Annotated in this window: 9 protein-coding genes; 5 read left to right on the top strand and 4 right to left on the bottom strand. The window is 44.3% G+C overall.

The genetic code is table 11. The features are described 5' to 3' along the window. Positions 1 to 99: 99 nt before the first annotated feature. From ACJJIY_RS11185 to ACJJIY_RS11170, 4 genes are all read left to right on the top strand, one after another. The gene (locus ACJJIY_RS11185) at positions 100 to 1,014 is read left to right on the top strand and encodes a peptidylprolyl isomerase (RefSeq protein WP_445359641.1); all 915 of its coding nucleotides are present in this window, start codon (positions 100 to 102) and stop codon (positions 1,012 to 1,014) included. Further along, on the top strand, positions 1,004 to 2,065 hold the full coding sequence (locus tag ACJJIY_RS11180) for a HupE/UreJ family protein (protein ID WP_445359640.1): 1,062 nt from the start codon (positions 1,004 to 1,006) through the stop codon (positions 2,063 to 2,065). The genes ACJJIY_RS11185 and ACJJIY_RS11180 overlap by 11 nt, the downstream gene beginning before the upstream one ends. Positions 2,066 to 2,244: 179 nt before the next feature. Next, positions 2,245 to 2,748, top strand: a complete 504-nt coding sequence (locus ACJJIY_RS11175) for a GNAT family N-acetyltransferase (RefSeq protein WP_445359639.1) — start codon at positions 2,245 to 2,247, stop codon at positions 2,746 to 2,748. Positions 2,749 to 3,290: 542 nt separating this feature from the next. Next, a complete protein-coding gene (locus tag ACJJIY_RS11170) occupies positions 3,291 to 6,335 on the top strand; it encodes a thrombospondin type 3 repeat-containing protein (RefSeq protein WP_445359638.1) in 3,045 nt (1,014 codons plus the stop codon). A 595-nt stretch (positions 6,336 to 6,930) separates the two neighbouring features. On the opposite strand, the gene ACJJIY_RS11165 is transcribed toward ACJJIY_RS11170, so the two are convergent. Next, entirely contained in the window at positions 6,931 to 8,448 is a 1,518-nt protein-coding gene (locus ACJJIY_RS11165) for an MFS transporter (RefSeq protein ID WP_445359637.1), read from the bottom strand. Positions 8,449 to 8,743: 295 nt separating this feature from the next. Between ACJJIY_RS11165 and ACJJIY_RS11160 the strand changes: the two genes are divergently transcribed. After that, positions 8,744 to 9,778 (top strand): IS481 family transposase, encoded by a 1,035-nt coding sequence (locus ACJJIY_RS11160; RefSeq protein WP_445359636.1) that lies wholly within the window; start codon positions 8,744 to 8,746, stop codon positions 9,776 to 9,778. Positions 9,779 to 10,878: 1,100 nt separating this feature from the next. Here ACJJIY_RS11160 and ACJJIY_RS11155 read toward each other — a convergent pair. The 3 genes from ACJJIY_RS11155 to ACJJIY_RS11145 form a co-directional block, all read right to left on the bottom strand. Then, positions 10,879 to 11,847, bottom strand: coding sequence for a hypothetical protein (locus ACJJIY_RS11155; RefSeq protein WP_445359635.1), 969 nt, complete (start codon positions 11,845 to 11,847; stop codon positions 10,879 to 10,881). A gap of 90 nt (positions 11,848 to 11,937) precedes the next feature. After that, positions 11,938 to 12,963, bottom strand: coding sequence for a hypothetical protein (locus ACJJIY_RS11150; RefSeq protein ID WP_445359634.1), 1,026 nt, complete (start codon positions 12,961 to 12,963; stop codon positions 11,938 to 11,940). 111 nt (positions 12,964 to 13,074) lie between these two features. Further along, positions 13,075 to 14,097, bottom strand: a complete 1,023-nt coding sequence (locus ACJJIY_RS11145) for a hypothetical protein (RefSeq protein ID WP_445359633.1) — start codon at positions 14,095 to 14,097, stop codon at positions 13,075 to 13,077. Between the last annotated feature and the right edge of the window lie 7 nt (positions 14,098 to 14,104).

Genomic DNA, 14,104 nt, shown 5'->3' with positions numbered 1-14,104 from the left:
GGCAGGAACCTCGACACCAAAGCAAGTAAATAGCATATCTAAAAAAGTCGCTTACATACTGATATCAATATTCTCTGCAGGTTTTAAGGAGGAAGCTTCATGCAGCGGAAATTAGAGATTCTGAAAAGGGAGCCTCTGGTACACTTTTGTATTATCGCTTTATTGCTGCTCGTTGTCGCAGAGTTGTTAATAGAGGAAAATGGAACCAACCATGAAGATACCTTGCTTATCAGCGAGGACATACTAATTGAGCACCTCCAATTCCAGAAAAAAACATTTAACCAGAGTTTTGCACGACGTTATTGGGAGGGCTTGACCCAGCCAGAGAAGTCCAACCTGATTAATGATTACATTAAAGAAGAAGTACTTTACCGTGAAGCCCTTAATCTAGGCCTGCAGAAGCATGATCAGATTATACGACGACGCCTTATTCAAAAACTGGACTATGTAAATGGTGGCTTTTCCAGTAACACTGACATTAGTGAAGAAGACCTGGAGAACTACTTCCAGCTTCATCGCGAGAAATATCGAATTGAAGCATCTATTACCTTCACTCATGTTTTCTTTGATTTTAGACGTCACTCTAAAGAAAAGTTAGAGAAGACTGTTAAGCAGAGCTTTAACCACTTAATAAAGCAGTCAGTTCCATTCGAGGAGTCCGCCCGCTACGGAGACAGATTCATCTTTCACCGGAATTATGTAGATCGCACTCTCCGTCTAGTGGCCAGCCATTTCGGCGATGATTTGGCAGATAGTATCTTTCAACTACCATTGAATGCCTGGTCCGGTCCATTTGAATCTCCGTATGGTCTACATCTAATTTTGGTTAGTGAAAACAAAACAAGCCGTCTACCCAGCTTTAGAGAAGCTGCCCCCTTAGTCCTTGAGGATTATCGACGAAATAAAATGGAGGAAAACAGACAACTTAAGATACAAGAACTGTTGGCAGGATACAGAATAGAGAGGGATGCCTCGATACCATATGTACCTGTGGATATCACCTATGCCAACTAAAAATTCCTACAAGATCATCAAAGCCCTTCTATTCTTATTGTTACCTACAACAATTAGTAGTTTTAGTTTCGCTCATGATGGAAGACCGATATACATTGAGTTAAAAGAGGTCGCAGAAAGCAGATATATCCTTCGATGGAAAGTTCCGCCTATCATGCAGCCAGGCACTGAACCTGAGATACACTTAAAGGGCGAATTCTGCCAAATACAACCAGATATAACAGGGCCTGCCGGACCCAACGTGAAGAGTTACCTATGCAGGAACCCCCACCCAAACAATTTTACAAGACTATATAATCCCCTAACAATAAAAATCACATACCCCATTGCCAATCCAGCCTTATCGAGCTTAATTCATTTTGAAAAATCAGACGGTGACACTATTAATCTCTTTAATGGCCCCAAGGTCTTAGAGATAAATTTACCTTCCCGCCTAACTATTTGGGATTGTGTCAAACAATATATTGAAGCAGGTTTCTTACATATATTGGAGGGCTATGATCACTTACTATTCGTGTTATGTTTAGTCTTTATCGCCAGAAATTTTAGAAGCACTTTAATAGCGATTAGCGGATTTACGTTAGGCCACTCCCTCACCCTGGGACTCGCAAGTTTAGATTTATTCACCATAAGAGTAGATGTTGTTGAAGTGTTGATCCCATTGAGTATTATGCTGTTAGCCGCAGAAATTGTATACGCGCATAATGGACAGAGTAAAACGAGTTTAACCCGACGCCATCCTGCGATTGTTGCCAGTGGCTTTGGGTTACTTCACGGATTTGGTTTTGCCAGTGCGCTAGCGGAATTAGGCCTTCCTCACAGCAATAAAATCACGGCATTATTTAGCTTTAATATAGGTGTAGAACTGGGGCAGATATTATTTGTCTTGGTTTTGATTTTCTTATCATCTACAGTTCAGTGGATATTCTCGAACTGGAAGTTCTCAATTTTGTATCAACACTTTCTAACACAATCAAAATACGCTATTTATCCAGTTGGAGTAGTCAGCGGGTATTGGGTAATTGAAAGGACCATTGGGCTAATTTCCTAAACAAACAAAGCTTGAATCACAAAAGCTGCTTCAAGACTTACAATCTGCTATCCTCACGCAATCACACAGATCACGGCCTGCAGTAGAGGCCAGATACAAGTATGAATTGACCGCCACTCAATAGAAATTTGTCTAGCTTTGTTAGCCCACACCAAAGTCAGATACAGGCCTTTGTAGAGTTGGAGCAGTTTTCATTACCAAATCTATCACCACTGAAAATAAAGATGTTAAATTTTAGAACAGCACTTATAGAAGACCTTCCTGATTTACTTAAGCTGGAACAGTGTCTAATCGAAGCCGAAAGGCCATACAATTCATCCATTAAAGCTGAATCAGCATTCTATTATGATATGGAGAAGTTGATACTATCTGATGACTCTCATCTTCTGGTAGTTGAAATCGAAGGTGAGGTTATTGGAACGGGATATGCCCAGATTCGAAGCTCAAAAATATCTCTTGTTCATGAACGGCATGCTTATCTGGGATTTATGTATGTATCACCAGCACACCGAGGAAAGGGCATTAACTCAAAGCTAATAGAAAAATTAATTACATGGGGTAAAAAGAATGGAGTTCAAGATTTTTATCTTGATGTTTACTCTCAAAATAGCTCAGCGATAAAAGCCTATGAAAAAGTTGGCTTCCAACCATCACTTATGGAAATGAAGTTAAATCTTAAATAGAAAGTTCACAGCCTATAAACCCAGGTGATGTCGATGCCCTTGGCTCACCTGATTTACATCAGGCAATTTTAAAGAGTGTTATTAAAGAGTCCTTAGTCAATATACTTCGATCTAAATACCTGCCTGCAAGATTCATAATCAACTTGAAATGGCGGGGTAACTCCCCATCTTAGTAGCGGCTTAATCAGGCACAGAATCAGATTCCACTTTAGAAAGAGTCAAGAGCAACAGCAAATCAAGCTGTCAAATTATCTATTCCATTATATTTTATGGCGTAAATTTGTCTTCACTAATTACACGCTTTATCACCCATAAATTATCCCGCCAAAATTTCGCCATTCATCACACTTTTAGTGAGAAAGAACGCATAGTTACCACACTCATAAACGGTTGTGCGCCATAACTTTAGTATTAGAAATACGCACAACCAAAATAATGACATCTATCTAAAAATAAGCCGGAGTCCAAGTGCGCCAGCATAAATGATTTATTGCAGGCGTATTTTTTATAGGTCTACTGCGCTTGTCCGACAGATAACAAAAATGGATTTTGTTCGGGAGATTATGACCATGCGTCTACCTTCGCTTATTGCGATACTATTTTCATTGGTGCTTTTAAGTGCCTGCGGTTCTGATGGAGGCCGGGGCGATGCCGCCGATGACTTGCTCCCGCCCCCTGGCGTCACAGACTCAGATGGTGACGGTATCGATGATGATAATGACAATTGTCCGAGTGTTAGTAATTCAGACCAGGATGATTTAGATGGCGACGGCAGCGGTGATGCCTGTGATACTGATGACGATGGCGACTCCCACCCCGACACTTCAGACAACTGCCCACAAACCCCGAATTCGGACCAAGCCGACAGTGATAGCGACGGCATAGGCAATGCCTGTGACAGCGATCTGGATGGCGACAACGTCCCCAACGATTCTGACAACTGCCCTGCTGATTCAAATAGTGAGCAGGGTGATATCGATGGCGACGGCGTCGGGGATGTGTGCGACAACGACCGCGACGGGGACAATTACACCGACAGCTTGGATAACTGTCCGGACGTAGCCAACCCAGACCAATCAGATCAGGACAATGACGGTATCGGCGACGCCTGTGACGAAGATAGCGATACTGACAATGACGGCCACGACGATGGCCAGGATAACTGCCCAGCCGTATCCAACCCAGATCAAGCCGACCTTGACGGCGACGGCATTGGCGATGCTTGTGACAGCGATGACGACGGTGACGGCGTAGACGATCAAGACGACAACTGCCCAACCGCAGCCAACTCCTCACAAACCGACCAGGATGGCGATGGTATAGGCGATGCCTGCGATGACGATGCGGACAGTGACGGCATCGATAACGAAGATGACAACTGCCCATCCACCCACAACCCAAGCCAAGACGATAACGACGGAGATGGCATTGGCGACGCCTGTGACAGCGACGACGACAATGACTCTGTCGAGGATGAGGTCGACAACTGCCCCAGCCATAGCAATAGCGACCAAAGTGATATCGACGAAGACGGTGTCGGCGATGCCTGTGATAGCGACCAGGATGGTGACGGTATTGATAACGACGATGACAACTGCCCTGCTACCGCCAATTCAGGCCAGAGCGATATCGATGGTGACGGGCAAGGCGATAGCTGTGACAGCGACGATGACGGCGATGGTATAGACGATAGTAATGACAACTGTCCGGCCGTTGCCAACGACGATCAAACCGATACCGACGGCGACGGCACCGGCGATGCCTGCGACAGCGATCGCGATGATGACGGCGTTGAAAATGAAAATGACAACTGCCCGCTGGTACCCAACGCAGATCAAACAGATACAGATGGTGATGGTTACGGAGATGCCTGCGATGACAACACCGATGTCGACGGCGATCAGGTACCTGACAGCGTCGACAACTGTGTACTCATCCCCAACACCGATCAAACTGATCAGGATGGAGATGGTGTCGGGGATGCCTGCGACAGCGACCTGGATGGAGATGGCACCGATAACGATACCGACAATTGCCCATCGATACCCAACTCAGACCAACTCGATACTGACGGGGATGGCAGTGGCGATATCTGTGATAGCGACGACGACAACGACGGCGTCGATGACGTAGCCGATAACTGCCCTACTGAGTCCAATAGTGATCAAGCAGATACCGACGGGGATTCAGTTGGTGACGCCTGCGATCCAGACCTCGATGGCGACGGTATCTTCAATGACGACGATAACTGCCCCTACGTCAGCAATACACTACAGGAAGACAGTGACAACGATGGAATCGGCGATGCCTGCGACGGCGACAACGATAACGACGGCGTAGATAACGCTAACGATAACTGCCCGGATACTGCCAACAGCGATCAGTCGGATATCGATCAGGATGGCGTTGGCGATGTCTGTGACAGCGACCGGGATGGTGACACAGTCCCGGACACTTCCGACAACTGCCCGGCTATTCCAAATGATGATCAAGCCGATCAGGACGGTGACGGCATCGGCGACGCTTGTGATGACGATAGTGATACCGACAATGATGGCCACGACGATGGTGAAGACAATTGCCCAGCCATACCCAACCCGAATCAAACGGACACGGATGGTGACGGTGTCGGCGATGAGTGTGATAGCGATGCCGATGGCGATGGCATAGACAACACCGATGACAATTGTCCACTAACGCCAAACGACCAAACTGATACTGACGGTGACGGTATTGGGGATGCCTGTGACGAAGACCTGGATGGTGACGGCGTTAATGATGACGTCGACAACTGCCCAATGATTCCGAATCCAGGGCAAGAAGACGGCGATAACGACGGTGCCGGAGACGTCTGCGATAACGACCGCGACGATGACGGTCTTGATGATACTGTCGATAACTGCCCGGCGATTCCAAATCCAAACCAAACCGATACTGATGGTGATGGAGTGGGAGATGTTTGCGATGCAGACCTGGATGGGGACGAGGTAGAAAACGATCTCGATAACTGTCCCCAGACTCCCAATCCCAACCAGGAGGACTCTGATAACGATGGTATCGGCGACGCCTGCGACCTCGAATCAGGCCTGTCCTGTGCAGCGTTTGAAGACTTGGAGATCGTTAACGGTGTAGATGCAGACCTGACTTACGGAATTGAACAGCCCTGTGATGGATGTTCTATTACTGCAGTAGAAAGGGTATTTAACGGCGTCCTATCTGATGCAGCCAGAATGGAAGTTGTCAGCGGTGCGGGCGGCTCTACCCATATTCAAATCAACCACCACTCGGTTAAAGAGGGACGCCATGTGGTCGGTTTCCTGGTAGAGCACACCACACCACTGCTGGATATCATCTACCTCAACACCATCACAATCAGTACATACTTGGATGGAGTAGCTACTGGAGAGTCCACCAGCGGATATCGTCTGGCCCCATTCAAAGTCAACGGTGCGCGCAATCACCGCCTGCTATTAGTCACCACCAATAGTGACTTTGATCAGGTCAGGCTATCTTTGAGCGGCTTGAGCTTTATAAACAACCAACTGGATGTTTACCTGGCCTGCTCAAAAGCTGTGGGCCAACCATAACTAAAAGAAGAAATAAAAAGCCCCGGTACGCCGGGGCTTTTTATTTACAATTAAATTGAAAGGAATAAAGCACATAAAGAAAACCAATTCCAACCTTTAAAACAATAAAGAACGCAAGCTAAAGAACTTATTTACCCCCCACCTATTCCCCATACACCAAAAATTACAAAATCAAAAATCCTAAAAATAAAACTTTTTTAAACATTCAAGATAGGTCTGGTCAAATTGACAGCGGAGCGCCTTATAGTTACTGACCAGTAAGTTACTACTGGGGTGGAAGGAAAGAATACACCGCACTCGAGACACGCTGTGAATACATCCCTGTAAGCTCCTAATCGGCATCCATGCCTCATAGGGTCCCAAGCGCGGTGTATTCTTTCCTTCTCCCTTTTTAGTAACTATATATTGGCCGGCTTATATTTTAGCCATAGTTGACAATTAAACTTACAGTCACTCGAACGCCTCTCAGAAACCATTCCAGCTGCAATTAGACTTTAGAAAAAATATGGGCTTGCCATTATCAATAACATGCAGATGTATCTGTACATTCGAAAGTGAAGTACTTGACGAGGAACTCCATGGTTTTTTTTAATGATTAGCCAACGTCATCAAGTGACTTCCCCGTCATTTCTATCCGGTACTTCCAGGTTATCATTGCGCCAATCAAGGAAGTCACGGCTAGTGCACTAAGCAACATACTTGCGCCAATATCGCTAAGTAAAATTGGAAAAAAAAATGCGATTGCGACACCCCCGAACTTTGAGATGGATGCGGCCAATCCCGCACCAGCACCACGATAGCGGGTCGGGAATACCTCCCCAGCGATTAGATAAGTCTGAGAATTTGGCCCCAGATTATTCATCAAGTTGAACAACATAAACCCCCCGAAAATGAATGGTAACTGCTGGCTAGTATTTAAAGATTCTCCATAGGCGGCAATAAGAAGGCCGAGTGCACAACCAAGGAAGCCAAGAACTTGCAATCGGATACGCCCCACCCTATCCACAAATATAATTGCTAGAATAACGCCAACTACCAGCATTACATCGATTAATGCTGCCCCTTTCGCCGCCTCGACTTTGTTATGGATTAATTCCGAAATGGAGCGTGCATGGGGTGACGCATATCCCAACACATTCGCTAAAATTACTGGCGTGAAGATACCAACGCCATAGGTTCCCAAATCCTGCAAAAACCAGGGAATAGAAGAGAGTTTGATTGCTTTTCGAGAATTATTATCCTGAAGTAAATGCTTAATACTCGATAGTCCACCTATCTTTTTCTCATTCGTCTCCGCTGTGGCAACATTCTTCAATAAGAATCTGGACGGGTATGGCGGATCTCTTTTCAACAGTTGACTGATAGATTTCTCCGCCTCAGGCATGCGACCTTTAGCCAGAAGCCACATCGCACTCTCCGGAATATAGAAACGACCAATCGTGATCAAAATCGCTGGAACAATCGCCGCAGCATACATATACCGCCAAGCTTCCAGGGAGGGATACCAAGAGAGGACCAAAAATGCGAGACCTGTACCCACCAAAATTCCAACAGCCTGAAAACTAAAGGCTCCGAGAACTAGCCTGCCCCGCATCCTCGATGCCATACTTTCAGAGATCATCATGTGAGCCGTGGGATAATCACATCCAAGCGCCAATCCCAGACCAAATAATGAAATAACAATCACGAGATAAGAATCTGCGAAGGTCAATATCACCAGGAAAAAGATAAACATGATCATCTCAGCGATGAACATTTTCCGCCGGCCATAATGATCGCTGAGCCCGCCTAGGGTTATCGCTCCAACCAGAATTCCAAACAATGTCGCCGATGTCACAAAGCCCATACTAAAGGCGGTCAAACCAAATTCTTTAGCAATTAAAATGTGGGATACCCCAGTCATGAAGACGATCATTCCCTCGAAAAATTTACCAGCTGTCGCAAGCCACCAAATTCGCCACTGCATTGGCGTAAAAATATTCTGCGGAATCGAGGTTCCATCACACCAAACGGGAGTTTCGTCAATGTAATAGTCAGCCGAATGGTGTTCGCTGAACCGGGCATTTTCAGTCAATGAAGGATTTGGAGTGCCATCGGGCTCATTTCTCTCCATAACTACTTCTTTAAATACCCCAGTGAATTATGGCGAACACTAGCATAAAGTGATGACAACTAAGTGATCGAAATATCAGTATTAAGAAAGATTCGAAAGCATGGTCTGTTACTACATTAGACTAAGGCGGTCGGTGATGCTTTTGTAGGTAAAGACACACCATAAGGCAGCTACTATTTTCAGCCCTTGAAGTGTAATAGTTCAGACCAAATCTGACACATCCTCTTGAAAAAGAGGGGTTTACCGGTTTTGATGAAGGTGCCTAAACCTAAAAACAAAACCAAGGATAAACCCCATGATCCATACTAATGATCGTATCATCAAACACAAGACCGGATTGCTCAATCTTGCAGAAGAGCTTGGCAACATCTCAAAAGCTTGCAAGATGCTTGGTGTATCGAGAGACACTTTCTATCGGTACAAGGAAGCTGCTTCAAGTGGCGGTGTGGACGCCCTTCTTGAAAAGAGTCGACGGGTGCCTAACCACAAGAACCGTGTTGACACAGCAATTGAAGAGGCCGTGTTGACTTATGCCCTCCAAGAGCCTGCCCATGGACAGATTCGAGTCTCCAATGAGCTACGTAAACGTGGCGTATTCGTGTCCCCTAGTGGTGTTCGGAGTATCTGGTTACGGAACGACCTGGCTAACTTCAAGTTACGATTAAAAGCACTTGAAGCCAAGGTGGCTAAGGAGGGGCTAATCCTCACGGAGTCGCAGGTTCAGGCCTTGGAAAGAAAGCGACATGATGATGAAGCCTGCGGGGAAATTGATACTCAACACCCCGGCTATCTAGGTTCTCAGGACACCTTCTATGTAGGAACATTTAAGGGGGTTGGGCGTGTTTACCAACAAACCTATGTCGACACCTATGCAAAGGTAGCCCATTGCAAGTTGTACACCACTAAGACGCCAATCACAGCAGCAGATCTTCTGAATGATCGTGTATTACCGTTTTACGCCATGCATGATCTGCCGGTGTTGCGTATTTTGACTGACCGCGGTACTGAATATTGCGGCAAGCTGGAGCAGCATGATTATCAGTTGTACTTGAATATCAACGAGATAGAACATACCAAGACAAAAGCCAGGCACCCACAAACAAATGGTATCTGTGAGCGCTTCCATAAAACTATATTACAAGAGTTCTACCAGCCATCGTTACGACGAAAGATCTATGGATCAATAGAAGAGCTACAAAAGGATCTGGACGAATGGCTCGTATATTACAATAATGATCGAACTCATCAGGGTAAAAAGTGTTGTGGTCGCACACCGATGGTAACCCTTGAAGAGGGTAAAAGTATCTGGAAGGAGAAACTCGTAAACTGAATTTGACCTGACAGAGTACCTTCTGAAAAACCGGTAACTGTCAGATCAAGTCTGAACTACTACACTTGAAGGCTGCAAGGACTTTAGTGAACAGTGAAGTGCTTGGAACTTCAACGAGCACCGCATCATCTGCTCCACAAAATCCATCAATCAGACTTTTGTCGTTATTAGCTCGGCGAGCAATAATTCCTTCATTTTATATACTTGATTAATTCATACCGAAAGTCCACTGCCCCGCCCTTTTAAAGTTGCAATTCAAATACCCACCTGGATTCATCTTGGGAAATGCGGTGTCAAATAAAAATTTCTATCTTATCTTGACACTCTAACAACCAAGCACCAAACTCCCGAGCAGATGTACTCTAAGGTAACCTAGGAAGAGATACACTTCACTATCTTCTGTGCTTGTTAAGCACTTAAGAAACTCAATCAATCTGTCGGCATTTATACTTTCTTCGTAAATTCAAAAATACACAACTCCCTGATTTGTCATCGTGAAAATCATCTTAAGCGAAGCTCACTTTGCATTCAGCTTTACAATGTCTTTTTGGGCGCATAGCCATACTTATGTCGACAATCACTACGAAAGGCCGCTTCTCTCCCCCGATAACTTTCTGTGTTTTCCTGGCTCGCATATTGATTAATATCCGGGAAGTCTTCTTCCATCCATTTTTTAACGACTTTAGAATTTTACCTTAAGGCCAGCTTGACGAATTTCTGTGGTTAATATGCAAGTGCCTTAGATAATCACCGACAGTACGAATTAGCTCCACAATGATCGCACTTACCCACAGAACGTAACCAGGTTTACACTGACCAGGCTATTCACCTGCGGTTTATTCTTGAAGCTGCCCATTATCAAATAGGTTTTTTAACGCTTTAAAGCCTTCTCGATGCACAAAATTTCTTTTATCACTAATGTTAGACTGGAAAACTCTGAGGTTCAGAGTTCTTCAAAAAGCTCAACCAGGCAATGCGCCATTAAATACCCCTCGGCAGTCATTGACACATTGATTGGCTGATTTGATTTATTGGAATCACTACTAAAAACTTATACAAAGGAATAATGGTTACCGCTCCACCTAGATGGAGCGTAAAACCTACTGCAAACCGAGTATTGTATTATTATCCCCAAATTGAGCCGCAGTGGCCAAGTTATTAACAGTTGTCTGACTCAAACGCAACTGGTTGGTATCGCCATCCTGTATAGCCACTGCGGTATTAAAACTCTGTAGCTGTACTATCAAGGAATCATTAAGCAAACCACTTAACTGTAATGTTTCTCCAAAATTAAACTCATTGCTTTGCACAGTTTCCGCAGTGTTAAGCCCGCCGCGCTGTTCAGTTAGAGCCGTATTAAAAGCGCCAATCTGCTCATGGATCACCTCAAGGCTGGTACCATCCTGAAAAATATAACTATCATGCCCTAAGTTTTCTTGAGTGGATTCTACAAAGTTATTATTTCCAACCTGAAGCGCAAAAGAATTAGAGGCCACAGCAGAATCTTGCGTAATAGCCATATCCATGTTATTGCCAATTTGAATCCCAGCACCAACATTTTCTACCGCAGAATTTTGACCTATATCGAACTCTAAAACTTCACCAACCTGAAAAATAATTCCCTTATTTCCAAAGCTATCATTCTGATTAATTGAAGCACTACTATCAGCACCCAACTGATTAATACTAGCTAAATTATTAGCGCCACTACTCTGAATTATTGTCGCATCGAGAAGTACTCCACCACCCTGTAAAATAAAAGCAGAATCATTTTCAGCATTGATTTGAAGTGTAGAAGCTGTATTCCCGGAGCCAAACTGATACTGTATAGAAGTTGAATCAACGGTTGCCCCCAGCTGTTCCGAACTGGCGGAGAGATTAGTACCAATCTGCCGCTGGATAATCGTGCTGAATTCCGTGAAAGAAGTCTGGGTCGCCGAGGCTTCATTATCAACACCGATTTGTAGTTGAATAATAGTACTTCCATTCACACCGGGATCACTCTGATCAGCTTCTGCAGTATTACCCTCCCCAATTTGGGTGAGCTGATAAGTATTATCATCCGCCATTCCCACCATACTGGAAATAGAGAATAGAGTGCCTATTACAAGAGAACCATACTTCATTGCCGAATACTCCCTTTCATCTGACAGTATTAATTACTGAAGTCCTAATACCGTGTTGTTATCACCGAACTGCATAGAAGTAGAAAAATTTCCAGCAGTAGTCTGGCTAAGACGTGTAGAATTACTAGCTCCCGTTTGGATTGCGACGGCTGAATTAAGTACATCCAACTGTACAATTAAGGAATCATTTAGCAAGCCACTAAATTGAAGTGTCTCAGCGGTATTAAACCCTGCACTTTGCGCGGTTTCGGCCGTATTAATTCCACCAAACTGTTCCGTATAAGCAGTATTGAAATCACCAATCTGCTCATGCACAGTCTCAAGACTAGTGCCGTTCTGGAATATAAAACTGTCATGCCCCACATTCTCTTGTGAGGATTGAGCAAAATTGTTATTTCCACCTATTTGCATCACAATAGAATTTGAAGCTGAGGCTGAGTTTTGCTCGATAGCTAAGTTAAGAAAGTTACCTGACTGAAAACCTACGGCTGTATTCTCTGACCCCATAAATTGATTGATCAGGTAAGTTAGATTTTCCCCAACCTGGATCATAACACCGGTATTGCCGAAGCCATCTCTCTGCGACGTAGAGCCATCATTATTGATGCCCACCTGATCCACTCTCGCATAATCATTAACACTATTACGGTGATCTACCATCGCCAGGTTGCCAGATCCAACCTGCAAAATTGAACTTGACGTCCCCTCTGCATTAAACTGAAGCGAAGATCCAAAGTTGTTGACTCCAACTTGATTAATTATAGAGCTAGTAAAAACAGTTCCTTCTTGCGCAGCATCTGTTTCGTTTGTGTTGCCCGTCTGATATTGAACAATCGAACTAGAGACCGTTACCCCCTCTTGTGTTGCCATAGCATCATTGTTATTACCAATTTGTACTTGAATAATGGTACTACCAACTACTGCGGAATCACTCTGATCAGCCGATGCGGTATTACCATTACCGATTTGAATAAGTTCGTAGGTATTATCAGTCGCAATAGCTACGCTTCCAACGAGTAGTAAAGTGACACCCACACCGAGAGGTCTGTACTTAGTCATCTAATACTCCTTTAAGATGATTAATCCAGCACACCAAACAGAGGCCATCAATCTCCCAGAATTTCTCTGGGAGATTATTTAGCAGAAGAACAACCAAAAGACTCCCAAGTATTACTGAAGCCCCAGGACCGTATTGTTGTCACCAAACTGAGCAGAGGTGGCAAAATTTCCCACTGTCGTTTGACTTAGTGTCGTCTGATTGGTATCTCCTGTTTGCGCCGCAATGGCAGTGTTAAAAGCCTCTAGTTGTACAACGAGTGCAGTATTCAACAGACCGCTAAACTGCAGGATCTCTGAAGAACTAAAATCTCCACTCTGAGCTAACTCAGCAAAATTTAGCCCACCGAATTGCTGAATAAATCCGCTACTAAAGTTACCGATCTGCTCTTGAATCCCTTCTAAACTTGTTCCATCTTGAATACCGACACTGGTATTCCCCACATTCTCCTGCCTACTTTGAAATGCATTATTATTGTTGTTCTGATAAATAAATGAATAGGAATCAAAAGCAGAGATTTGTGAAATCCCACCATCTAAGGCATTACCTGACTGAAAAATGACAGCTTGATTTCCCGCACCACCAATCTGATCAATTGCGAAATTCAGCGCCGACCCAACCTGTAGACTAAAGGCTGAATCCCCCAGACTGTTTTCTTGAGTAGCTGAACCGTTATTAGAGCTGCCTATTTGAGTTGCGCTAATTGAATTATTAGCACTATTTCTCTGCAGCATAGAGACATTATTGCTATCACCCACTTCATTGACATTAATGGTACTACCCAATGTATTGAATTGAGAAATTAAACCATCATTATTATCACCTATTTGCGTAACTATAACAGCTGATAGCACAGCTCCAACTTGGTACACCTCCATAAAGTTACTATCGCCAACCTGGATCTCAATAATGCTACTAAATTCGGTAAACAACTGCTGTTCACCTAAGATCTGATTATTGTCGCCGATCTGTGTCTGACTAATAAGGCTATTAGTAACACTGGGATCACTTTGTTCACCTGTTGCAGTATTTCCAGAGCCTACTTGAAAAACTATGTAAGAATTGTCAGCTGCTATAGAAGTCGCACTTGCTACTGCAATTAAAAAACCTATTGAAAGAGGTTTTAATGTATTCATCACAAAC

Source organism: Microbulbifer maximicatervae (SeqCode), from assembly GCF_052468155.1.
This window is presented reverse-complemented; position numbering and strand designations above follow the sequence as displayed.

Bases quoted from the DNA above. Each gene is read 5' to 3' on its own strand.
- ACJJIY_RS11180 (WP_445359640.1), top strand. From the start codon at position 1,004: ATGCCAACTAAAAATTCCTACAAGATCATCAAAGCCCTTCTATTCTTA.
- ACJJIY_RS11185 (WP_445359641.1), top strand. From the start codon at position 100: ATGCAGCGGAAATTAGAGATTCTGAAAAGGGAGCCTCTGGTACACTTT.
- ACJJIY_RS11165 (WP_445359637.1), bottom strand. From the start codon at position 8,448: ATGGAGAGAAATGAGCCCGATGGCACTCCAAATCCTTCATTGACTGAA.
- ACJJIY_RS11150 (WP_445359634.1), bottom strand. From the start codon at position 12,963: ATGACTAAGTACAGACCTCTCGGTGTGGGTGTCACTTTACTACTCGTT.
- ACJJIY_RS11145 (WP_445359633.1), bottom strand. From the start codon at position 14,097: ATGAATACATTAAAACCTCTTTCAATAGGTTTTTTAATTGCAGTAGCA.
- ACJJIY_RS11160 (WP_445359636.1), top strand. From the start codon at position 8,744: ATGATCCATACTAATGATCGTATCATCAAACACAAGACCGGATTGCTC.
- ACJJIY_RS11170 (WP_445359638.1), top strand. From the start codon at position 3,291: ATGGATTTTGTTCGGGAGATTATGACCATGCGTCTACCTTCGCTTATT.
- ACJJIY_RS11155 (WP_445359635.1), bottom strand. From the start codon at position 11,847: ATGGCGGATGATAATACTTATCAGCTCACCCAAATTGGGGAGGGTAAT.